This is a genomic window from Saccharopolyspora shandongensis (assembly GCF_900106995.1).
Classification (GTDB): Bacteria; Actinomycetota; Actinomycetes; order Mycobacteriales; family Pseudonocardiaceae; genus Saccharopolyspora; species Saccharopolyspora shandongensis.
The window spans coordinates 133,853-157,171 of the sequence record NZ_FNOK01000008.1; the positions used below are offsets into that span (position 1 = coordinate 133,853).

Below are 23,319 nucleotides of genomic sequence, written 5' to 3' on the forward strand. Positions count from 1 at the left end.
ACTGGTTTCAGAACGGGGCTTTCCGATTGAGCAGATCCTTGAGCGTGTCGTCGATGAACGCGGTGTCCACCGGGTTGCTGCCGCCGCCGGCGAAGTGCCCCCAGGCGCCGGGGATGACCCGCAGCTCGGCCCCGGGGATGCGGGCCTGCTCCCACTCGTTGTCCTCCGGCGGGAAGTACAGGTCCTGCTCGCCGGGCATGAGGATCGTCGTCGCCCGGATGCCCGCGAGCGCGTCCTCGACACCGGCGTAGCCGGGGGTGTTGCCGAGGTCCGCGTGCTGCCAGGTCCACAACATGGTCAGCAGGTTGTTCGCGTCCCGCTTGAGGAACATGTCCTCCCAGAACCCGACCAGGAAGTCCTCCAGCGAGCCGTAGCCGAGCGGCTCCTGCAGGAAGATCTGCTCGCGGTAGAACTGCTGGCTGAAACCCCAGCCCGCGTAGACCCGGGCCATCGCCCGCAGCCCGGTCACCGGCTTCTCCCGATACCAGCCGTGGTGCCACTGCCCGTCCGCGGTGAGCGCCGCCTTGACGCCTTCCAGGAAGACGAAGTTGTGCAGGCTGGTCTTCGCCGAGCCGCAGAACGGCAGGATGCGGCGCACCATCTCCGGATAGCTCAGCGCCCACTGGTAGGTCTGGCCGGCGCCCATGGACCACCCGGTGACCAGCTCCAGCCGTTCGATGCCGAACCGCTCGGTCACCAGGCGGTGCTGGAGGCGGACGTTGTCGTGCATCGTCACCTGCGGAAACCGCGCCCGGTCGTGCGGCTCCGGGGTGTTGCTGGGCGACGACGACAGGCCGTTGCCCAGCATGTTCGGGATGATCACGAAGTACCGCGACGGGTCGAGGGCCATGCCTTCGCCGATGAGCCATTCGTTGTCGTAGTGCTGCCCCGAGTACCAGGTCGGGTAGACGATCGCGTTGTCCTTGGCGGCGTTGAGCTCGCCATAGGTCTTGTACGCCAGCTTCGCGTCGCGCAGCGTCGCACCGCGCTGCAGCCGGACGTCGCCGAGGTCGAACACTTCGTAGTCCATCGCGGTCTCCTCGCCAGGCAGGTGGTCCCCACCGGGCGCGGTTCGAGCGGGCACGGAGGTCGTCCGGCGGGCTGCTCACCAATGTAGGTCCGCTCGGCGGAGGCGTCCGGCCATGCACGAACCGTGACCTCCGCGCATCCCCCAGAAGGGCGGCAGCGGCCGACGCGCCATCCCGCCTGCTACGCGGCCGAGCGAATTTCGCGAAGGATGCCGGTTCGTGACCGGAATCGACGAAGCCCTGCAGCTCTACCCGGAGCTGGCGGTCCTGCTCGGGCTGTCCCTGTGGACCTTCTGGAGCCTGACCGGCGCGGCCGGGCGCCGGGAGTGGCTGTTCGGAGTGCTGAACTGGCCGGCGCACAGCGACGCGCTGTGGATCGCCGACCGCCACGAGGCCCTCGCGGTGCGGCTGCTCGTCGACTCGCCGGACCGGCGCGGCGGGGTCGTCTGGCGGTATTCGGGCACCTTGGCCGCCACCGTCGAAGCCCTGCGCAGCCTCCCCGCGCCCGGCGAACCCGGCGCCCCGCACCGGGTCATCCAGGCCGGGCCGTTCTGGCCGTCGCTCGACCTCCGCTGATCCCGCCGGGTCATCGCACCCGCGGCCGCGCGGAGTCGAATGCTTGCCTGGCCCGGTCGCGGCGTTCCAGGTCGGCGAAGAATCGGACCATGCCGGCCTGCCCGCGCAGGCTTGCGGCCAGCTCACGCCGGTCGCACTCCTCGGCCGACCGGCCCGCGAGGAGGTCCCGGGTGGCCCGGTCCAGCTCGTCCGCCAGCCGTTCCAGCAGTGCGGCCCGTTCGGCGTGGTCGTGGGTGATCTCGCAGCGCCGCAGCAGATCCCGCATCGGCACTGCGGTTGTCCGCGGGTACATCGAGAAGGGCACGTCCGCAGTTGTCATGCGCTCTCTCCCTGATGCTCGGTGTCAGGCCGAGTACTACCGCATCCGCCATGGCCGGGCAGCGCGCCCGAAGCCCGCCACCGGCGCTCCGATGGCGCCCGCGGAGCCCATTCCCCCAGCGTGGCGAGGTCCGGCCACCCGACCGAGCGGACTTTGCCCAGCGGTCGCCCGCGACGCACGCGGAAACGGCCGGGACCTCTCCCCGCGCCGCTGTGCGAAAGTCGCGCGGATCCAGCGAGTGCGGAGCGCGAGGAGCGGCATGTCACGAATCATCGGGAACGGCATCCGGGGCGGCGCGGTAGTGCTGGCGGGGCCCTGCTGCTGTCGGGCTGCTCGTTGTTCCAGAGTGCAACCGGCGCCTGCTCGGACGTCAAGGAGGTGGTGGACGCCGTGCCACCGACCAAACCGGACGACACCGGCGTCGAGATCATGCCCAGCCTCGACGAGCAGATCGCGGCAGCGCGCGAAGCGCAGGGCGTGTTCGCGGATGCGGAGGTACCGGCGGATTTCCAGGACGCCTGGAACGGGATGACCGTGGCGCTCCAAGAGGATCGCGAGGCCTGGCAGTCCGTGACGCCGTGGAAGGGCGCTCCCGGTACCGACATGATCGGCGTGCTCCAACTCGGCTCGGCCAAGCAGAAGGTCGACGACGCGAAGAACGCCCTGAACGCCGCCGCCGACCGGCACGGGTTCGCGAGCTGCGGAAGCGCCATCGACTGGCGGTACTGACCTCGGCCGATCGATCACGATGAGGAACGGTCAGTGAATTACGGGGAAATTGGTCGGTAAGTGAGACCGGCCGCCTCCGCGGGCTCACTACGTTGACGATCTCGGTTCGTTGCTCGTGCCTGCGGAGGCGGTCGTGGACGGATTTCCCTGGGAGCTGGCGCTCGCGATCGTCGGTGCGCTGGTCCCCCTCATGGCCTTCCTGTGGGAATTCGCGTTCGTCGGCCGCAAGCGGCTCGGCTACCGGGTGCAGATGGACACCACCCCCACCGATGTCAGCGCCCTCTACGCGGGCGCGTGGCGGCGGCTGGAGCGGGACGACGGCGAGCGGTTGGTCGACCCGTCGTTCGTCCTGCTGCGCATCGAGAACACCGGCACCACCAACATCGCCGAGGGCGACTACGGCTTCCCCGAGGACACCTCCGTGGGCATCCGCGTCAGGTTCCCGGGTCGCCGGGTCGCCGGCGTCGTCGTCACCGAGCTCAGCGACCCGTCGCTGGCGACGTACTTCGACGCCAAGGCGCCGGGGCTGGGCATGTCGGACGTCGAGGAGGCCGACCGGACGGTCGGGCTCGTCGAGCTGCCCAAGGTCAAGCTGAACAGCTCCGCGCACTACAAGGTCCTGGTCGTGCTGGAACGCGCGGGGGACGAAGACGGCGGCGGCAAGATCCCGGATCCCGAGGTCGTCGGCACCATCAGCGGCGGCGTGGGCAGCGGGAAGGTGCACGAGACCAAGAGCCAGACCGGGACGCCCCGCTGGGTGGTGGCGCTGGTGTGCTTCCTGCTGATGATCAGCCTCGTCGAGCCGTTCATCATCGACCTCACCAAGAACGAGGCCCGGCTGGACTGCGCCGCCGGGAACCTCACCGTCACGGGCTCCACGGCCTTCGAACCCGTGCTGCGGGAGGCCGCCGACGAGTACGCGAAGTCCTGCCCGGGGGCCAACTTCAAGTGGGAGATGCGCAGCAGCGCCCAGGGCCTCGAACTGCTCAACAGCACGCGATCGCCCGAGGTGCTGGCGTTCTCCGACGGCCCCAAGGGCGACCGGCAGCCGGAGCTGCTGCCGCAACCCGTGGCGTTCCTGCTGTTCACGATCGTCATCAACCCGGATGCCGGCGTCCAGGACCTCAAGCCGGAGCAGATCCGGGACGTCTTCAGCGGCCGGGTCGTCAACTGGCGGGCGGTGGGCGGCAACGACGTGCCGGTGCGCATCGTCGACCGGGAAGCCCTGTCGGGCACCCGCGCCACCCTGGAGGAACGGCTCCTCGGTGGCGACGTGGAGCCCGGCGAGAACTCCGACGACTGCGTGGAGCCACGGAACGAGAGCCTGCGCGGCAGCGTCCTCCGCTGCCGGCGCACCGAGACCCGCAGCCTGCTGGACACCGTGGCCAACACCCCTGGAGCAATCGGCTACAGCGAGCTCCGGGCCGCCGAGAACCGCAAAGCGGAGCTGCGCAAGGTCCGCATCGACGGCCACGAAGCCAGCCTGGAAGCGGCCGACCACGGCGCCTATCCGTTCTGGCAGACGGAGTACGCCTACACCTTCGGCGAACTCGCGCCGACGTCCCTGGCCGCCAGCTTCCGGCGCTACCTGACGAACCAGGTGGGCAGCGACATCATCCGCGCCTACGGCAACCGCCCGTGCGTGGAACTGGCAAACCCGGTGCGATGCCGCCCTGAGTAGCCGACCCCGTCAGCCCGACGCCCGTCCGGTGCGAGCGGGCCAAGTCTTGCGGCGCGGCTCCCGGGTTCGGTTTCGCCCGCGCACCAGAGGTTTCTCGTCGCCGACTCCCGGGCCGGAACGTCCCGGAATGCCGAATGCCCTCGCCGATTTTGGTGCACCAATGCGGCCGATCGGGTGTTTTTAGCGCGGATTCGCAACCATCGGACGACTCGGGAAAAGAAGTGTGAAATGCGTTAAGAATTTATGAAACCGCTTCGCCAATGTCGCACCCTCGGGGCAGTCTCTCGCGAAATTCCACCCCAAGGCCGAGCGCATCCGCGATTCCACTCAGGACGAAAATGCACGCTTTTCAATGCAGGTTCGCGCTTCTATGAGCAATTGCGGCAGACGGCGGACGGTATCTTACGCCGTTCGCCTCCAGTCTACTGTGGACCAGTAGGTGAGCCGTCACACCGATGCCGTCTTGCGTTCGTGTTTCCCGGAGAACGTCCAGCACATAGCCGAACCGTCCGGCCCGGCATCCGACCTGGGACTACCGGGCGAGCGGTTCGCGCGTCCCGAACTCGGGACGCGCCTCCCGACCGCTACTGAACGGCCCACCCCACCACCTCCGGATGGTGGATCGGTCGCATCCGGGAAACCACTCCGACCGCCGGAACCGGGAATGTTGCGGTATTTTCGCGCATATCGATCTCCGTGGTTTTCCGCACAGTTTCGTGGTTTGCTGGCGGAACAGCGCTATGAGTTGATGGGGCGAACGGGCATGCTAGGGGAGCAGATGCCGAATAGCGACAACTGGGGCGGATTATCGAGGCGCGTCGCGGAGCACACCGCTGACGTTGAGCAGTTCCACGCACCGCCCCGCCTGCTGACCGGACGGCGGCGTGCCCGGCCGGGCGCAGCGCACGGTCGCGGTGACGTCCTCGTCGGCCGGGATCTCGATCGGCGTCACCCAGTGGTAGTCCTGGTTCCGGAAGGTCTCCAGCGCGATCGTGGTGATCGTCCGGTCGCCGAAGCGGATGGTGAGCAGGCCCTCGTCCCCCTGGTAGTTGGCCAGGACGAGGTCGGTCACGAAGAAGACCTTGCCCTCCGGGGCCTTCGCGGAACGCGAGAGGTTGGCGCCGGGGTTGGTGACCACCTCGATGGTCATCGAATGCGGCCCGCCGTTGCCGGGCGGAACTCCCGGAACGTCCGGCGGCGGCGGAGGAGGCGGGGGCGGCGGTTGCTGCCCGTTGTCCGGAGGCTTGGGCGGTTCTGCGGGTGGCGGCGGCACGAGTTCGCCGTTCTGCGCCATCTGCCTCGCCTCTTCCCGCGCGGCCTCCTGCGCCGCGCTCAGCAGCGCCGGGCCCACCATGAAGAGCCAGGCCAGCAGCAGGGCCAGCAGCAGCGCCAGCAGGGTGAGCAACCACCGCGGCAGCAGCGGGAGCTGAACCAGCTCGCCGTCCAGCTCCTCCGGCTGCGGGAGCTCGCCCTCCAACGCCTCCGCCTCGGTGGCGGCCGTGATCAGGAACTGGTGGCTGGTCGGCTTGCCGAACCACATGAGTCTGCTCGACCGCACGCGCAGCCGGACCTCGGTCCGGTCACCGGGTTCGAGCGCGGGGCGATCCGACTCGAACCGGAAGTTCAGCTGCTCGGCCGGATCGGTCGCCGACAGCGGTATCGCCGCAGGCTTGTTGCCCCGGTTGTGCAGTTCCACCTCGTACCGGCCGGTCCGCCAGGTGCGGCGCCGCTGCGGGACGAGCGCGGCCTTCAGCCGGTGGAACGGGGTGATGATCACCGTCGTCTCGGGCACGGTCACCAGGTCGGGCCGCTCCACGGGCACGACCCGCACGGCCAGCGGTACCTCGCCGGCCCGCACCTCCGGCGAGCGGGGCGGGCGCAGGTGCAGGGTCACCACGTCCTGGGTTCCCGGGTAGAGCGACAGCCTGGTCGGTTCCACCGTCGTCCAGGCCGCGCATTCGCCGACCACCTCGAACTCGTACGCCTCGACGATCTCGGTGTCGTTGCGCACGGTGAGGGTCGTGGTCGCCTCCCCGCCCGGATTCACCACCACCGTGGCGCTTTCGAGTTCGGCATAAGGGCTCACCTCAGAAAAGCTAGGCGACCCGAGCGGTTTCGAGCAGGGCGGTGAGGGCAGTGCGGGGGCAAGGCGGCTGCCCGCGGCAACGCCGCCGCGCTGCCCTCGCGAGCGGCGGTCCCGCGCCGCAGGCCTGATCCGGCACCACCCGAAGTTCGCCCGGCGGCGGGCATCGAGCAGGTCTCACCGAGAACACGCAGCGACAGGACCCGGTTCTAGGGAGAGGACACGATGACGAGAGTCCCGGTGGCGGTCTACGCAGGGGATCCCATTCTGGAGTTCGGCGTCGCCCAGCAGTTGCGCCCGCGCCCCGAGGTGGAAGTGCTGAGACCGAGCGAGCAAGCTCGGGCCGAGGTGTCGCTGGTCGTGATCGACCGGCTGGACGACGCGGCCGGACAGCTGCTCCGCCGGCTGCAGCGGACGTCGTCGGTGCGCACCGGCCTCATCGTCAGCGAGTTCGAGCAGGACGCGCTGCAAACCACCATTGAATGCGGCGTGGCGGCCGTCCTGCGCCGCAGCGAAGCGGACCAGGATCGCATGGTCGGGCTGATCACGGCGCTGGTCCGCGGCGAAGGCATGCTGCCCGGCGACATGCTCGGCCGGCTGCTCGACCACGTCGGCAAGCTCCAGCGCAGCGCCACCGCCGCGGTGCGGCCGATCCTGTCGACGCTGAACACCCGCGAGGTGGAAGTTCTCCGCCTGATCGCCGACGGCTTCGACACCAGGGAGATCGCCGTCAAGATGTCCTACTCCGAGCGCACCGTGAAGAACATCCTCCAGGAGGTCACCACGCGCCTGCAGCTGCGCAACCGGGCGCACGCCGTCGGCTACGTCATGCGCCACGGCCTGATCTGACCCGCCGCGCGCCGGACGTTGCCCGAAAGTGCCGGAGGCCTGCCCGCTCGCCTGCCTGTCGGGATCTGGGGGCGGGACGGGGTGCCGGGCCAGGATGCGGGGGTATCGGTCGTCTGCGGTGGAGGTCAACCGTGATCGGCAGCGTGCCAGGATTCCGGCGCGGCTCAACGCGTTTCGGGATCGCCTTGGTCGGCGTCGTGCTGTTGCTGGACGGGCTGATCAGCGTTCCGAGCACCGCGGCGCAGGCACCGCCCCGGCCGGCCGCCGAGCAACCACCGGCCCGCACCGCCTACTCGGGTACCGAGCACCGCAGCCTGGGCGTCACCACCACCGGGATGTCCGGGCAGACCTCGACGCAGCCGCTGCTGGACGAATCCCCGCAGCACTTCGACCAGGACGTGTCCTCGCACGGCGGGCTGCTGGTGTTCACCAGCCTCCGCGACGAGGCCAAGCCGCAGGTGTACCTGCGAGACGCCGATGGCGAGGTGCGGCGGCTCACCCGGGGCCGCGATGCCGCGAATCCGCAGCTCTCGCCGGACCTGAAGTGGGTGGTGTTCGACTCGGCCGAGACGTCGGGGCAGCAGACGCAGCGCGACATCTGGCTGGTGCGCGTCGACGGCACCGATGCGCACCGGCTCGCCGAAACCGCCGACAACGACACGCATCCCACCTTCTCGCCGGACGGTTCCCGCATCGCCTACGCCTGCGATGCCGGCGGCCGGTGGCAGATCTACGACCAGGCCTCCGGCGGCGGCTCCCTGCGGCGGCTGACCGACGAGCCGTCCGGCAGCGCGTTCCAGCCGTCGTGGAACCCGGTCGACGACGCCGACCACCGGGACCAGATCGCCTACACCTTCGACCGCGACGGCAACATCGGCGACGCCTCCGACCAGAGCGTGCGGGTGCTCCGGGGCACCGGGACCGGCGCGCCGCTGCTGCAAGACGGCTGGCAGAGCCGGGAGCCCAGTTGGCTGCCGAACGGCGACGGGTTGCTGTTCGTCAGCCCCAACCTCCAGCGGGTCGAGGGCGGCTACGCCGCTGCGGCGGACAGCATCGACCGGGTCTACCGGGCCGACACCGCGACGCTGCCCGCTCCCCCGCCCCAGCAGATGCTGGAGGAGGACCGGCTGGTCGACTCCCCCGCCTGGCTCGCCAACGGGATCACCGGGCGCCTCGTGGTGACGCGCACGACCGCGAAGCTCCGGAACACCGCGCTGCTGCAGGACATCCAGCAGGACGGGTCGGATCCGCGGAGCCTGGGGGTCGACGTGCTGACCGAGGATCCCAAAGCCGTCGTCGACTCCACCAAGCTCTTCGTGCCGGACGCGGGCTTCGACCCGTGGACGCAGCGACAGAGCTACTCCCCGGACGGCAGCAAGATCGCGGTCAGCCGGTTCGAGACCGTCGGCGGGCAGCGCGTCCAGCGGATCTGGATCGTCGGCGCCGACGGCTCCGATCCCCAGCTGCTGCCCATCGACGACCGCAAGTCCGGCGACTGGGAGACCGACGCCGCGTGGTCGCCAGACGGCACGAAGATGGCCGTGGCCCGCAGGTCGCCCGGCGCGATGGAGGAAGGACGCGGCCGGAGCCGGATCATCGTCGTGAACGTCGCCACCGGCGAGGTCACCGGGCACCTGCAGGGCGCGAACGCGGAGGAGGACGACACCCAGCCCGCGTTCTCGCCGGACGGCAAGCGGTTCGCGTTCAGCCGGGGCCGGGTCGCCGACACGGACAAGCGGAAGAACCACATCTGGATCGCCCGCGCCGAAGGCCTCGACCAGCAACGCGACCTGAGCGAGCTCGTCTGCCTGTGCGATGTGGTCGACGACAGCCCGGCGTTCTCGCCGGACGGGCGCAGCATCGTGTTCAACCGCGAGCCCGACGGGTTGTACCGGATGTACCTGGCCGATGACCGCTGCGAGGTGCTGCTGCCGAAGGGGCTGGCGAGCTGCGCGGACCGGCCCGACGGCGGGGACACCGGGCCGTTCCAGCCCCGGGACGCCAGCCTGGCGCCGGACGGCGACCAGATCGTGCTGTCCACGCGCCCGGTCAAGGATTTCAACCCGCCGGAACACCTGGCGGTCCTGGACACGGCGAAGGGCCGGCTGACCCCGATCACCAGCCGGCTCCCCGGGCGGCAGAAGGAACCGACCTGGCAGGCGACCATCGACCTGGCGCTGACCGCTCCCCAGTCGTCGGCCACCGTCGAGGTCGGGTCCTCGGTGCCGGTCACCGCCACGGTGCGCAACAACGGCCCGGCCGCCTCACCGGACACGAGGGTGACCCTCGACGTGCCGGACGGGCTGCGGCTGGAACGGCTCCGGGCGCAAGCGGGCCGCTGCGACGCCGAGAAAGCGCGCTGCGATCTCGACGTGGTGCAGCCGGGGAAGTCCATCCAGGTCACCGCGGAACTCGTCGGCGTGACCACCGGCAACCACCGGCTCCGCTGGCGGGCGGGCAGCTCGATGCAGGACTCCCTCCCCGACGACAACACCGGGACGACGGTCGTGCCGGTGGTTCCGGTGCCGCCGGATCCCCCGCCGCCGCCACCACCGCCGGACGCCAATCCCGCCGTGGCGGTGGAAGCCCAGCCGAATCCGTCCTATGTGGGCGGTCGGACCGAGGTGACCTACACCGTGCGCAACACCGCTGAGGGCACGGCGACGGGCCTCGCCCTGGATATCGCGCTGCCGCGCGGTGTCCCGGTGACCAGCCTGCCGCCGGACTGCTCGGCCGTGCGGTGCACCCTGCCGGACCTGCCTCCCGGCGGAGTCGTCAGCAAGCAGGTGGTGCTGGCGCCGAACGCGGCGCTGGAGGCGGTGATCGGCGCAACGCTGCGGACCACCGGAACGGACGCCAACCCGGCCGACAACGCCGCGACCACCCCGTACCGCGTGCTGCAGCCCCGGATCGTCGCGGTGCCGAACATCGGCGAACCCGGTTTCGTGACGTCCGTCCGCGGCATCGACTTCCCGCCGGGAGCCCCGGTGCAGCTGCTGTGGACGCCCGGCATCACCGCCGCCGCGGCGCCGACGCTGCCCGGCCCGGACGGCAGGTTCGCCGCGCAGCTGCTGATCCTGCCCAAGGACCAGACCGGGCCGCGCACCATCACCGCGTCCGGCCCAGGATTCGGCCCTGTCACCACTCAGTTCCTGGTGGTGGAGCCCACTATCGCGCCGCCGGACCTGGTCGGGCGGAGGTGATCCGGTGATCCACGAGGTGGACGAGGGCCTGCGCCTGCTGCTGGCCGATGGGGGTGTGCCGGGCTCGGGCGTGGAGCTCGCCTTCGACCCACCCACGACGGACTGGGCGGCGAAGCGCAACTCTCCCACGGTCAGCGTCTTCCTCTACGACATCAGGGAGGAGCCGGACCTCCGGCGCGCGGGCGCGTTCGAGCAGTACGACGACGATGGGAAGATGATCGGCTGGCAGAGCCCGCCGCACTGGTTCCAGCTCTCCTACCTGGTGACGGCGTGGACGAACCGTCCGCAGGACGAACACCGGCTGCTCTCGGACGTGCTGCGCTGCCTGGTGCGGCACGACGCGCTGGCGTCGCAGTGGCTGACCGGGACGCTGGCCGAGCTCGGGCTGACGGTCTCGTTCGACGCGGGCGGAACGATGGCGGAGGGCCGGTCGGCCTCCGACGTGTGGTCGGCGCTCGGCGGGCAGCTCAAGCCGTCGATCAACCTCCGGGTGACGGCGCCGCTGGCCGGCGAGCGGATCCCGGCCGGGCCGCCGGTCACCGAAGGCGCTGTCCTGCAAGCGGAAAGCTCGGGTGATCCGGTGAACGAGTCCCCCCGTCGGTTGCGCTACGACGGGCCGACCACGGCAGAAGGCGCCGGCTTCGCCCCGACCCGGCCGCGCCCGGAGCCGAAGCGACGGCGGCGGGGCACGATCTCGTGACCGGGCCGGACCTGAACTACCTCTGGGCCCGCCTCGGGCTGATCGAACGGCGCGTCCGCGAGGTCGTGGCGGCGCGGCGGGCCGCCGACCCGCAACCGGACGATCCCTACCGCGGGCTCTACGTCACCCCGGACGACGTCGACCGCATCCTCGCCTCCCCGGCGAAGTCCTGGGCCGCGACCCGCGACGACGATCCCGCGTCCGCCGAGCTCGACGCGCTCGCGGCGGCCGTGCCCGAACCTGGGCCGAGATTGCTGCGCCTCACCGAGGATTTCGGCCTCACCGCACTGGATCTGGAACTGCTGCTGGTGGCGATGGCGCCCGACGTCGACGTCCGCTTCGAACCGCTCTACGGCTACCTCAACGACGACGTGACCCGGCGGCGGCCGACCACCGGGCTGGCGCTGGAGCTGTGCGGGGTGCCCGCGGCGGGCGACGGGCGGTTCCGGTTCGCCGCGGGCGCGCCGCTGGTCGCCGGTGGCCTGCTGGAGGTGCAGGAGCCGGAGCGGCCGGCGCTGTCGCGGACGCTGCGAGTTCCCGACCGGGTCGTGGCGCACCTGCTGGGCAACGACGACATCGATCCCCACATCGCGCGCCTCGCTCGCCTCGATCACGCCGATCCGCGCCCGCCAGACGTGCTGGCCAAGCGGATCGGCGCGGCGCTGGACACCGGGATCCGGCTCGTCCACCTCACCGGGGCGGAGGGCGCGATGCAGGTCGCGACGGACGCCCTGGCGGTCGGCGGCCGTCGCGCACTCATCCTGGACGCCGGGGAGCTGGCCGGTGAGCCGGAGCCGCTGCCCGTCCTGCCCGCACTGGTGCGGGAAGCGCGGCTGCACCGGGCCGGGATCGTGTTCGGCCCGCTGGAGGCGTTGGAGCGCGAGCAGGCCCGGTTGCTGCGGGCGATCGTCGCGTCGGCGGCGGGCATTCCGCTGTTCCTGCACGGTTCCCGCAGCTGGGATCCGGCCTGGTCGCGGCAGGCTCCGGTGTCGATCCGCGTCGCGGCCCCGAAGCCGGAGCAGCGGGCGCGGGCCTGGCGGGAGGCCCTCGCGGCGGCCGGTGACGCCGCAGCGGTGCCCGAAAGCGCGCTCGTCGATGCCCTCACCCGCTACCGGTTGGACGCCGACCAGGTCGTCCGGGCGGCCTCGGTGGCGACCCAGCTCGCCACGCTCGACGCCCGCCCGGTGGGGCTGGACGATCTGCGGGCGGGCGTGCGCGCCCAGAACGGCGCGGGCCTGGAACGCCTCGCCCGGCGCATCACGCCGGCGGTGCACTGGGATGACCTGGTGCTGCCCGAGCCGACCCACCGCCACCTGGCCGAGCTGTCGATGCGCGCCCGGCACCGGGACCTCGTCCTCGGCGACTGGCGGATGCGTCCCGGCGGCGGCCGCGGGCGCGGCGTGATCGCGTTGTTCGCGGGTGAATCCGGCACTGGCAAGACCATGTCGGCGGAAGTGGTCGCGGCCGACCTCGGGATGGACCTCTACGTGGTCGATCTGTCCACAGTGGTCGACAAGTACGTCGGCGAGACGGAGAAGAATCTGGAACGGATCTTCACCGAGGCGGTCGGTGTGAACGGGGTGCTGCTGTTCGACGAGGCCGACGCCATCTTCGGCAAGCGCTCCCAGGTGAAGGACGCCCACGACCGCTACGCCAACGTCGAGTCGGCATTCCTGTTGCAGCGCATGGAAACCTTCGACGGCATCGCGATCCTGACGACGAACCTCCGGGCGAACCTGGACGACGCGTTCACCCGCCGCCTGGACGTGATCGCCGACTTCCCGATGCCGGGCCCGGAGCAGCGCCAAGCCCTCTGGGACCGCTGCCTCGGCAGCGCGATCCCCCGAGCGGAAGACCTGGACCTGGCGTTCTGCGCGGAGCGCTTCGGGCTCGCGGGCGGCTCGATCCGCTCCTGCGCCATCACGGCCGCCTACCTCGCGGCGGAGGCGGGCAGGCCGGTGGGCATGGACGAGCTGATCACGTCAGTCCGCCAGGAGTACGGCAAGCTCGGACGCCTGGTGCTGGAATCGGAGTTCGGGCAGTGGGCGGCGGAGCGCTGAGCATCGGAGAAGGCACCTCCGCGTCCCGAATCTCCATGTCCAGAGCGCCTACTCGGGAGCCGTCGGCGCACCCTGCTCCCTCTCCGTAAGTGCACCCTTGATCTGGTTGGCAAGTGCTTGGAGAGGATAGTTGTCAGGTGCCAGATAGATTTCCGCCTGCTCGTTGCCTTCCAGCTGATCGGGGACCGACGTGCCCGCGACCTCGGCCACGGCACGCAGTACCTCCTCATTGCTCGAACCGGAGGTGATCCGGTAGCGCTGCTGAAGCTCGGTCAGCGTCACCGTGAACACCCTCTCGTTCTCGTGGAACGACGGATCATCTTCCTTGCTAGGTAGTGGATGATCTTCCCGGTACTTGGCGGAGGTTGGAGATACGTAGCCCGTCCAGATGCGATTCGTCGTATTTCCATAGGCCCCCTCCCCCATGTTCCACATTCCTCTCTCCGAAGCGAATCTGTACTCGCGCTTCAGCTCCTCGTCCACCTCTTTTTCCAGCGTGGACCTGGCCATATCATCAATTGGGCCGATCTCATGACGCCACCTGCTCCTCTTGGCAGCATCCGTCATCTCACTCGTACCGCCCACAACAGCGGGATACCCAACGCCGTACGGATCCTGCCCAGGATACGGCGGTTCCGTTGCTTTGACCCCCAAAACGATGGTCTCATTGTCTTCCAACCAGGAGATCACGTGGTGCTTCACCTTGGCACGGTTGCCAGAATCAGGCCCCGGAACCTGCACCCACTTTTTTCCGCGACGCGTCGCCCATTCGTTCGCGGTAACCTGTTCCGTCTGCTGTGGCTGGTTTCGGTTCCTTCGGTCCTTGTTGTACGGCTGCCCGTGGGACTGGCCACCACCCCTCCGATTCCCGCGTTGTCTGAGCATCCGCTGAACTGTTGCTTCCCCAGCGAACCCCGGCGTGTTCGGCTGCTCGGCGCGTTGCATCGGGGCCGCGGCGCTTGTGGCCCGTATCGCGTTGGCTTCAGCTTCGCGCTCGAAGCGGTCCGATGGATCTGACACCTTCTGGCCGTTGCCGTTGTCCGTTCCTGCGACCGGGCCGGAGCGCTGCTGGATGACGTGGGTGAGTTCGTGGGCGAGGGTGTGCTTGTCGGCTCCGCCTTCGCCTACGACGATGTGGTTTCCGGAGGTGTAGGCGCGGGCGCCGATCTCGGCCGCCGAGCGTTGTGCGGCCGGTCCGGTGTGCAGGCGGACGTCGGAGAAGTCCGCGCCGAGACGAGCCTCCATATCCGTCCGCACGGGCTCGTCCAGCGGCGCTCCGGACGACCGCAGCACTTCGTGCACGGCCGAACGCTGCACCTCCGCCACGTCGTCGCCACTTCGGGCGTCGGCGATCGCCCTCGCCACGGCGGCATTCCCCAGCGTTCTTTGCAGGTGCAGGATGTGTTCGGCGGAGCCGACAGCACTGCTCGGCCGTGCTCCGGGTTCCGATGGTCGAGCGCGCCGTTCCCGCTCGGACGACTCCGCTTCACCGTTGTTGTGCCGGTCGCGCATCAGGTCTCCTCACAACGCCCGTGCACCACTGGTACCGCGACCAGCGCTGTCGGGACATGCCCGGAAGGGCACATCTGGGGGGCAGAACCCCGCGCACCCCGACCGGCATATCCCGGGAAGGCAGCACCGGGTTGCCCGGGAAGGCAGTCGTGTTGCCCTCGGTGGGGGTCGGGCGGACCTGTTCGCCCGCATCGCCGGGCGCGAGGCTCTGGGCACGCCACACTTCAGACGAAGGAGCGAACATGCCGTCGTACCTGTCCCCTGGCGTGTACGTCGAGGAGGTCCAGAACGGGGCCAGACCGATCGAGGGGGTCGGGACCGCCATCGCCGCTTTCGTCGGCTTCGCGCCGCAGGGGCCGTTCCACCAGCCGACGCTGGTGACGAACTGGAGCCAGTACGTGCAGACCTTCGGCGGCTTCGACGACGGCTACCTGGCGCACGCCATCTACGGCTACTTCGCCAACGGCGGCGGCACGGCCTACGTCGTCCGCATCGGCGGGCCTGCTGCGGCACCCGACGCAGCCCCACCGACGCCCGTGGAGCTCGGTGGCCTGCGGATCTCGGCGCTGCCCGGCGCCGGCGCCGACATCACCGTCGAGGTCGCCGACGCCGAGGGCGAGAACCCGCCGGAGGACCGGTTCCGGCTGCTGGTCAGCCAGGGCGGCAAGGTCGCCGAGACCTACGACGTGTCGACCAAGAAGAACGTCAAGAGCTACGTGGTCACCCAGGTCCGCGAGCGGTCCAAGCTCATCGAGGTCACCGAGCGGTCCAGCGCGGCCCTGACCAGGCCGGAGAACCAGTCGGTCACGATCGCCGCGACGCCGCCGCGCGAGTCGAAACCGGCCACCGTGGACGCCCAGGAGTACGTCGGGGACCTCGCAGCGCGCACCGGCTTCGGCGGGCTGGAGACCATCGACGAGATCACCATGGTCGCCGTCCCCGACCTGATGAGTGCCCACCAGCGCGGCCTGATCGACGCCGAAGGCGTGAAGACCGTGCAGCTCGCGGCGATCTCGCACTGCGAGCAGATGGGCGACCGCGTCGCGGTGCTCGACGCTCCCCCGGGCCTCAACGCCCAGCAGGTGCGGAACTGGCGGATGGACCAGGCGGGCTACGACTCGCGGTACGCGACGCTGTACTACCCGTGGATCAAGGTCTTCGACCCCGCCAGCGGGCGCAACACGCTGGTCCCGCCGAGCGGCCACGTCGCCGGCGTGTGGGCGCGCAGCGATGCAGAGCGCGGCGTGCACAAGGCCCCGGCGAACGAGGTCATCCGCGGCGCGGTGGACCTGGAGATCAACCTGAGCAAGGGCGAGCAGGACCTGCTCAACCCGATTGGCGTGAACTGCGTCCGCGCGTTCGCCGGGCGCGGCATCCGGATCTGGGGCGCCCGGACGCTCTCCTCGGACCCCGCCTGGCGCTACCTCAACGTCCGCCGGCTGTTCAACTACCTGGAGGAGTCGATCCTGATCGGCACCCAGTGGGTGGTCTTCGAGCCGAACGACGACCGGTTGTGGTCGAGCATCCGGCGCAACGTCTCCGCGTTCCTGCACGAGGCCTGGCGCGACGGCGCGTTGTTCGGCCGCACCGCCGAGGAGGCGTTCTTCGTCAAGTGCGACCGGGAGAACAACCCGACGGAGTCGATCGACCTGGGGCAGGTCGTGTGCGACATCGGTGTCGCGCCGGTCAAGCCCGCCGAGTTCGTGATCTTCCGGCTCTCCCAGTTCTCCGACAGCACCAGCCTGCTCAGCGAATAGCCCCAACGGCACGGAAGGCGGCGGATAAGCCATGGCACAGGGCGACAGTCTCGCCACGCACCGGTTCGGTGTGCAACTCGGCGGCATCACGGTGGAATCGGTCAAGGAGATCAGCGGCCTGACCGTCGAGCAGGACGTGATCGAGACCCAGCAGGTCACGCCGACCGGCGAGCGGATCAACAAGAAGCAACCCGGCGGTCAGAAGGGCGGCGAGGTGACGATCACCCGCGGCATGGACCAGAGCGCCGAGTTCACCGACTGGATCAAGAAGACGCTGCTGGACGGCAACGTCGAGGTCGCGCGGGAGAACCTGACGATCGAGATCCAGGATTCCAAGGGCGACACGGTGCGGCGGATCCAGCTCTTCGACGCCTGGGTCAGCAAGTGGGCGGGCCCGTCGCTCACCGCGGGCGAGTCCCAGGCGGCGACGGAGAAGGCCACCATCACGTTCGAGCGGATCGAGGTCGAATGAGGCGACGCATCGCGTCGCTCGGCGAGCTCGACGAGGTCACGGGCAAGGGCCAGGCGGCGGAGACCCGCCCGGCCCCGGCCGAGCAGGCGACGCAGCACGACGAGTTCGAGTTCGAACTCCCCCGCGGCTACGTGCACTCCGACGGCACCGTGCACCGGCACGGCCGGATGCGGCTGGCCACCGCGAAGGACGAGCTCCGGCCGCTGATCGACGTGCGGGTCAAGGAGAACCCCGCCTACCTCAGCGTGGTGCTGCTCAGCCAGGTGATCACCCGGCTCGGCGAGCTCACCGAGGTGCACACGGGCCTGGTGGAGAACATGTACGCCACCGACATCGCCTTCCTGCAGGACTTCTACCGGCGGATCAACAGCGAGGGGCACACCAGGGCGGGTGTCACCTGCCCGTCCTGCGGCACGGCGTTCGAGGTCGACCTCGCCGGTGGGCGCCTGGGGGAATGGTGACGTACGCGGTCGACCGGCTGCACGAGGAGGTCGCGTACGTCGCCTACCACTTCCACTGGCCGCGCGAGGAGATCCTCGAACTCGACCACCACGAACGACGGCGTTGGGTCCGCGAGATCGCGCGCATCAACACCAGGGTGAACGAAGGCGGGTGACCGGGTGAGCCTGTGGGACCTCTTCCGCCGTCGCCGCGGCGGCGCGCGGCGCGAGGACGGCTCGGCGCGACCTGCCACCACGACGCCCGACTGGGACGGCGGGTGGCGGCGGGCCGCCGCGAATCCCGGCGTGATCCAGCGCGCCGGAATCGACGTGACCGCGGCCATGCGGTTCCGGGAATCCGTGACCTCGTTCCAGGACCACGGCGTGCTGACCGGGCTCGGGCACAGCCTCCAGGCAGGCGCGCCGTCCGGTCTCGTGCATGGGCTGCTCCGCCCGGCTGCCGGGGTTCCCGCGCAGCGCTCGGCGACCGAGGCGCTGCCCGTGGTCGTCCCCGCATACGACGGCGGTCCGGTGCCGCTGGACCACTCCCCGGCATCCGTTGCCGCGGCGGAATCCCCTGTCGCCGAAGGTAATGTTGCTCAGGTGCTGCCACGGCGGCTCTCTCCGCCGCTGACCGTGGCCCGGCTGGCGACGCCACTCGCGCCGCGGCCCTTGCGCGCAGTGGGACCGCGCCCGAGTACCACGCCCGACCAATCATCCATAGTGGATGGTTTACATCCAGGCGACAGGACGGCTGTTGCGCCGGAACCGGTCGTGCAGCGCCAGGTTTCATCGGCCAAGCCCGACGCCGCGACGCGATCAGGTCCTGGCGAACCGTTGCGCGCCCTTCCGCCCAGCGCCGTGGTCTTCCCCGACCCGGACCGCGCACAGGACCAGCCTCCGGACGCCGAGTCGGCATTGCCGCTGGCGAGCACCGACCCGGCTCCGTCCCGCACCGGTGAGCACCGCGCGGTCCAGCGGGTCACGAAGACCTCCGCGCGTGATGCCCAGGGAAGCCAGGCCCCGCCCCGGGTTCGCCCTCGGTTGGGCATCGGAGCGCCGATCGCCCAGATCCCACCGTCCGCGACTCCTGCCGGAACGACCAGCGCCGAAGACCGCCCGACGCCCGCCGAGTCGGTCCCACCTCCGGCCGATTCTCCCGTTGTGCAGCGGAAACCGGTCGCTTCGATCACCGGAGCAGAGGCTCTTGCAAGCCCGGATAGCGGCTCACCCGCGACGGTTCGCCCCGACTCCTCGGACCCAGTTGAGCCGCAACGAATCGCGCCTACATCGCAGCCGCGCAATGCGTCGGGGGAAGCAGATCGCGTGGTTCAGCGGCTCACCGCGCCGCCGACACCGCCGCAGGAGCCCGAAGCCCGCAACGCGCACTCGCACTCGCACTCGCCTACGAGCGTCTCGGAGGTCCTGCCGTCGCCCGGCCTTGCCGAGCCGGACGCCCCAGGCGAGATACCACACGAACCAGCCGGAACCCCGCCGCGAAGCACGTCGGCCGAGTCCCCGATCGCGCCGCTGATCCACGATTCCGCGGAATCCATGGTGGTGCAGCGGCTTGCGCACGATGATTCCCCCGGCGAAACGCCAGAAGGACCCGAACCCGTCGACGTGCACTCGCCGCCGACCGAACTCGTCGTCCCGCGCTCGATCCGAGACGCGACCCCGGCCAACCCCGGGCACGACGAGGACGCGCCGGCAGCACCCCTGATCCATGATTCCACTGCCGTGCAACGGATCGAGAGCCCGCTCAGCACGCCGCCGGGCCATCCCCCTCCGGCGACACACGGGGCGTCGGAATCCGAACAGGACGCCACCGAAGCGGCCCGACACCAGGCGACTCCCAATTTTAGGCAAAATCAGGAACCTCCCAATTTTAGGCAAAATCGGGAGGTTCCCAATTTTAGGCAAAATCGGACGGATCTGAACGCGGGCCTTCCCTTCGGGGATGCCAAGGCAGAACCTGGGCCAGGCCTGGTGCCGGTGGTCCAGCGCGCGCCCCTGAGCCAGCACCAGGGGCCCTCCACGGCCACACCCGAGGCCGAGGGTCCGACGACACGGCCTCACCCACCGGAAAGGGATGCGCCGACCGCGCTCCCGTTGACCGGGGCTTCCTCCGCTCAGGGCTCCGCCGCCGACGTTCAACGCCAGGTTCGGGCACCCGAATCCGCACCACCGAACCGCGTGACGACGCGGGCCGGGGCTCGCCCTCACGAACCCGTCCAGCGCGTCCTGCCACTGCTGTCGGCGTGGTCGCTGACCGCACGAATCGGACAGGACCCGGGCGTCGGCGCGGCGCGCAGCCCTCAGCAACCCGCACGACCGGTGGCACCGGTGCGCTGGAACCAGGCCGACCCGGCACCGCCTTCCGGGGTCACGCCGCCGCGCCCCGCGCCGAGCACGCCAGTGCAGCGAGCCCGGATCTCGGCCGCTCCCCCGGCACCCAGCACTCCGGTACAGCTCGCCCCGCTCCCGGCACCACCCGGCGGTGAAGCCCTGCCGAGCGCTGCGCTGACACACCAGCCAGCCGAAACTCCGCGCGAAGTCCTCCCGGTATCCCGCCCAGCGGCCCCAACCGTGCAGCGTTCGAGCCCAACCCCGGTGGAGCAGCCCGCAGAACGGCAGAAGGCCGCTGCCCCGAAACCGGTCGCCGCGTCGAGCCCGATTCCCGGTGTCCCGGCAGGAGTTCCGGTCACGGTGGTCCAGCGCAAGCCCGAACCGGCCGCCAGCGGGGAGCAAGACCCCGCCCCGGCCGTCGCGGCGGGCGGCGCCGGCGGGCACGACATCGACGAGCTCGCTCGTCGCCTGATCGAGCCGGTGGGTCGGCTGCTGCGCGCCGAGTTCCGCCATGGCAGGGAACGAATCGGGCGGCTGCACGACCGCCGCCGCTAGCACGTTCGGAAGGAGTGTTGCCGGTGCGTCAGGAGATCTTCGCGTCCAGCGTGTTCTTCCGGCTGGTCATCGGGGGCAACGACCTGGGCAGGTTCAACACCTGCTCCGGGCTCGGCGCCCAGGTCGAGGTGGAGCAGTTCGCCGAGGGCGGCAACAACGGCTTCGCCTGGCAGCTGCCCACCCGGATCACCTGGACCAACATCACGCTGACCCGCCCCGTCACCAGCGACACCACCAAGATCTCGCGGTGGCTCGGGAAGATCATCCAGCGCGCCGAGCGCAAGAACGGCGAGATCGTCGCGCTGAAGCCGGATCTCACGCCCATCGCCCGGTGGCAGGTGCTCGGCATCATCCCGGTCAGCTGGCAGGGCCCGTCCTTCGACCCGTCCAACGCGCAGGCCGCGGTGGAGACGCTGGAAATCGCCCACCTGGGCCTGCAACCATCGTGAGAGGAGGGGCCGGATGGCCGCCGCACCGGGCAACAACCTCGCCCGCGCCCAGCTGTTGATCATGGAGCCACCCGCGAAGGTCGGCGCGAAACCGGGCGCGACGATCAAGCGGGTCAGGTTCCAGTTCAACCCGAACAAGCTCGCGCTGACCAAGAGCACCGAGTGGCGGCGCAAGCCGTCCCGGATGGCGCCCGACGCGGCGTTGCCCGAGTTCGTCGGCAGCGGCCCGCGTTCCCTCTCCCTCGAAGTGTTCCTGGACGCCACCGACAAGCACGACGGCTCGGTGGAGAAGAAGATCGAGGACCTGATGGTGGCCTGCGTGCCGACCCCGAAGAGCCTGGCCAGCAAGAAGCCCGCCAGCCCGTGGGTGCGGTTCGAATGGGGCACGGCCAGGACGACGTCGTTCAACGGCGTGCTGTCGAGCTTCTCGGTCGACTACTCGCTGTTCGACGTCGACGGGAAGCCGCTGCGGGCGACGTGTTCGCTGGGCATCGAAGAGGCCAGCGTCGACACCCCGGGCCAGAACCCCACCTCGGGCTCCGAGAACACCCGCCGCACACACCGGGTCATCGCCGGCGACAGCCTGCCGCAGCTCGCCTGGCACGAGTACGGCGACGCCACGGCGTGGCGGATCATCGCCGAGGCCAACGAGATCGACGACCCCATGATCCTGGCGCCCGGGACCGAACTGCTGGTGCCCGCCTTCGACGACGGACAGGACGGTGTGTGATGGGCGGAAAAGAGGGCGGGCGTTCTGTCGCCGCCGATCCGATCGTGGCCACGCCCGGCCCGCTGCCCGCGGCCTGGCAGGAACAGCTCACCAGCTGCGTGGTCGACGAGAACGTCGGCCTGCCCGACGCAGCCCTGCTGACCTTCCGGGACCCGAACCACGAACTGCTGACCGCGACCGGCATCACCATCGGCTCGCCGCTGACGGTGTCCGTCGCCACCACCTCCAGCCAGGCACCGAAGCGCCTGTTCACCGGCGAGGTCACCGGCCTGGAGCTGGACACCGACGACACCGGCTCGTTCACCGTGGTGCGGGCGATGAGCAAGGCGCACCGGCTGATGCGGGGCCGGAAGGTCACGGCGTTCCGGAACATGACCGCCGCCGCGATCGTGCGGAAGGTCGCGACGGGCGCGGGCCTGTCGGCCGGCCGCATCCAGGCCAAGCCGATCACCTACACCCAGATCTCCCAGGCGAACGTGTCGGACTGGGAGTTCCTCCAGGGCCTGGCGCAGGAACACGGCGTCACCGTGCGGGTCGACGAAAAGGGGAGGCTGGACTTCGCCGCGCTCAAACCCGCCGCGAGCGCTCCCTCGCCCAACACCCCGGCGACCAAGAGCCCGTTCGTCCTGGAATACGGCCGGAACCTGATGGCACTGCGCGCGGCGCTCACGGCCGTGGACCAGGTCGACAAGGTCGAGGTGCGCGGCTGGAACGTCGCCACCAAACGTCCTTTGATAGCCGAGGAGAACGCCACCAAGAGCACGACCGTGCGACCCGGGCTCACCGCGGCGGAGGCGACCGGCAAGTTCGGCAAGGGCGCCCGGATGCGCGTCACCGACACGCCCTACGGCACGCAGGCCGAGGCCACGGCGGCGGCACGCGCGCTGGCGGCGTCGATGAGCGCGGGGCTGGGCGAGATCGAAGCGGTCGCGGAGGGCAACCCGGAACTGCGCGCGGGAGTGCCGATCGCGCTCGGCAACGTCGGGCCGAAGTTCTCCGGGCGGTTCACCGCGACGGCGGTGCACCACGTGCTGGAACCCGGGAACGGCTACCGCACCACGGTGCTGGTCAGCACCTCCCCCGACCGGTCGCTGACCGGGCTGGTCACCGGCGCCAACGCGCCGGACCGAGGCCCGCGCATCCCGGGCCTGGCCACCGGGATCGTGACCGACATCAAGGAGGCGGGCAAGGCCGAGCGGGGCTGGGTGAAGCTCAAGTTCCCGTGGCTCGACGACGCCTACGTGACCGACTGGGTCCGCACCGTGCAGCTCGGCGGGCAGGGCGGTGGCGGCGTGTTCAGCCCCGACGTCAACGACGAGGTGCTGGTCGGCTTCGAGCAGGGCTGCCTCGACCGGCCCTACGTGCTCGGCGGGCTCTACAACGGCCGGGACAACCCGTCACCGCACGACCTGCCGCTGGTCGACCGCACCACCGGCAAGGTCAACCGGCGTTCCCTGGTGTCGCGCAAGGGACATCGGCTCGAACTCATCGACTCCACCACCAAAACGCCGGGGATCCGGCTCACCAGCGGCGACAAGCGGCTGGACATCCGGATGGACGAGAAGCGGCGGACGATCGACATCACGGTGTCGGCCGTGGGCGGCCGGCGAGCGCTGAGCTCGGTGTCGCTGACCGACCGCGGGATCACGCTCGACGCCGGTACCGGCGACATCACCCTGACCGGCAAGTCGGTGTCGATCGACGCGAAGACGTCGGTCTCGATCAACGGCCGGACCAACGTGGGAATCGACGGCGGCGCGATGGCCACGTTGCGCGGCCGCATGGTCCACATCAACTGATCAGACCGATTTCCCGAGCTGACAAGGA

General features: G+C 70.2%; 19 protein-coding genes. 15 read left to right on the top strand and 4 right to left on the bottom strand.

Translation table 11 applies throughout. The features are described 5' to 3' along the window. Positions 1-7: 7 nt before the first annotated feature. Positions 8-1,030 (bottom strand): alpha/beta fold hydrolase, encoded by a 1,023-nt coding sequence (locus BLW84_RS11225; RefSeq protein ID WP_093264652.1) that lies wholly within the window; start codon positions 1,028-1,030, stop codon positions 8-10. Positions 1,031-1,247: 217 nt separating this feature from the next. On the opposite strand from BLW84_RS11225, the gene BLW84_RS11230 reads away from it, so the two are divergent. Continuing rightward, complete coding sequence (locus BLW84_RS11230) at positions 1,248-1,604, top strand: hypothetical protein (protein WP_093264655.1); 357 nt, start codon at positions 1,248-1,250, stop codon at positions 1,602-1,604. Between the two features lie 10 nt (positions 1,605-1,614). On the opposite strand, the gene BLW84_RS11235 is transcribed toward BLW84_RS11230, so the two are convergent. After that, positions 1,615-1,923 carry a hypothetical protein gene (locus BLW84_RS11235; RefSeq protein ID WP_143060922.1) on the bottom strand — a complete coding sequence of 103 codons (309 nt, stop codon included), beginning with the start codon at positions 1,921-1,923 and terminating at the stop codon, positions 1,615-1,617. Positions 1,924-2,304: 381 nt separating this feature from the next. On the opposite strand from BLW84_RS11235, the gene BLW84_RS11240 reads away from it, so the two are divergent. Together BLW84_RS11240 and BLW84_RS11245 are read left to right on the top strand one after the other, a co-directional pair. Then, positions 2,305-2,652, top strand: a complete 348-nt coding sequence (locus tag BLW84_RS11240; protein WP_143060923.1) for a hypothetical protein — start codon at positions 2,305-2,307, stop codon at positions 2,650-2,652. A 133-nt stretch (positions 2,653-2,785) separates the two neighbouring features. Next, entirely contained in the window at positions 2,786-4,333 is a 1,548-nt protein-coding gene (locus BLW84_RS11245; protein ID WP_093264874.1) for a substrate-binding domain-containing protein, read from the top strand. 805 nt (positions 4,334-5,138) lie between these two features. On the opposite strand, the gene BLW84_RS11250 is transcribed toward BLW84_RS11245, so the two are convergent. After that, on the bottom strand, positions 5,139-6,419 hold the full coding sequence (locus BLW84_RS11250; RefSeq protein ID WP_093264664.1) for a COG1470 family protein: 1,281 nt from the start codon (positions 6,417-6,419) through the stop codon (positions 5,139-5,141). 222 nt (positions 6,420-6,641) lie between these two features. Here BLW84_RS11250 and BLW84_RS11255 point away from each other — a divergent pair, with 222 nt between their 5' ends. The 4 genes from BLW84_RS11255 to BLW84_RS11270 all read left to right on the top strand — a co-directional run bounded on the left by BLW84_RS11255 (position 6,642) and on the right by BLW84_RS11270 (position 13,228). Then, positions 6,642-7,265 carry a helix-turn-helix transcriptional regulator gene (locus tag BLW84_RS11255; RefSeq protein ID WP_093264667.1) on the top strand — a complete coding sequence of 208 codons (624 nt, stop codon included), beginning with the start codon at positions 6,642-6,644 and terminating at the stop codon, positions 7,263-7,265. Positions 7,266-7,396: 131 nt separating this feature from the next. Then, positions 7,397-10,468: a hypothetical protein gene (locus tag BLW84_RS11260; RefSeq protein ID WP_245761071.1), complete on the top strand. Its 3,072-nt coding sequence runs from the start codon at positions 7,397-7,399 to the stop codon at positions 10,466-10,468. 4 nt (positions 10,469-10,472) lie between these two features. Beyond that, on the top strand, positions 10,473-11,168 hold the full coding sequence (locus BLW84_RS11265) for a Pvc16 family protein (RefSeq protein ID WP_093264669.1): 696 nt from the start codon (positions 10,473-10,475) through the stop codon (positions 11,166-11,168). Further along, complete coding sequence (locus BLW84_RS11270; RefSeq protein ID WP_093264672.1) at positions 11,165-13,228, top strand: ATP-binding protein; 2,064 nt, start codon at positions 11,165-11,167, stop codon at positions 13,226-13,228. The genes BLW84_RS11265 and BLW84_RS11270 overlap by 4 nt, the downstream gene beginning before the upstream one ends. A 48-nt stretch (positions 13,229-13,276) precedes the next feature. Here the strand turns inward: BLW84_RS11270 and BLW84_RS11275 are convergent, their stop codons facing one another. Beyond that, positions 13,277-14,740, bottom strand: coding sequence for an eCIS core domain-containing protein (locus BLW84_RS11275; RefSeq protein ID WP_093264674.1), 1,464 nt, complete (start codon positions 14,738-14,740; stop codon positions 13,277-13,279). A gap of 242 nt (positions 14,741-14,982) precedes the next feature. On the opposite strand from BLW84_RS11275, the gene BLW84_RS11280 reads away from it, so the two are divergent. From BLW84_RS11280 to BLW84_RS11310, 8 genes are all read left to right on the top strand, one after another. Beyond that, positions 14,983-16,497 (top strand): phage tail sheath family protein, encoded by a 1,515-nt coding sequence (locus BLW84_RS11280; RefSeq protein WP_093264677.1) that lies wholly within the window; start codon positions 14,983-14,985, stop codon positions 16,495-16,497. Between the two features lie 31 nt (positions 16,498-16,528). Then, a complete protein-coding gene (locus BLW84_RS11285) occupies positions 16,529-16,969 on the top strand; it encodes a phage tail protein (protein WP_093264679.1) in 441 nt (146 codons plus the stop codon). After that, entirely contained in the window at positions 16,966-17,430 is a 465-nt protein-coding gene (locus tag BLW84_RS11290; protein WP_093264682.1) for a hypothetical protein, read from the top strand. Before BLW84_RS11285 ends, BLW84_RS11290 begins: the two co-directional genes overlap by 4 nt. Next, on the top strand, positions 17,427-17,585 hold the full coding sequence (locus BLW84_RS47390; RefSeq protein WP_165968071.1) for a DUF6760 family protein: 159 nt from the start codon (positions 17,427-17,429) through the stop codon (positions 17,583-17,585). The genes BLW84_RS11290 and BLW84_RS47390 overlap by 4 nt, the downstream gene beginning before the upstream one ends. Before the next feature lie 2,437 nt (positions 17,586-20,022). Further along, positions 20,023-20,313, top strand: a complete 291-nt coding sequence (locus tag BLW84_RS11295) for a hypothetical protein (RefSeq protein ID WP_093264684.1) — start codon at positions 20,023-20,025, stop codon at positions 20,311-20,313. 23 nt (positions 20,314-20,336) lie between these two features. Then, on the top strand, positions 20,337-20,762 hold the full coding sequence (locus tag BLW84_RS11300) for a phage tail protein (protein ID WP_093264687.1): 426 nt from the start codon (positions 20,337-20,339) through the stop codon (positions 20,760-20,762). Between the two features lie 13 nt (positions 20,763-20,775). Next, positions 20,776-21,492 (top strand): CIS tube protein, encoded by a 717-nt coding sequence (locus BLW84_RS11305; protein ID WP_093264689.1) that lies wholly within the window; start codon positions 20,776-20,778, stop codon positions 21,490-21,492. Then, entirely contained in the window at positions 21,492-23,291 is a 1,800-nt protein-coding gene (locus BLW84_RS11310) for a VgrG-related protein (protein WP_093264692.1), read from the top strand. The genes BLW84_RS11305 and BLW84_RS11310 overlap by 1 nt, the downstream gene beginning before the upstream one ends. The last annotated feature ends 28 nt before the right edge of the window (positions 23,292-23,319 follow it).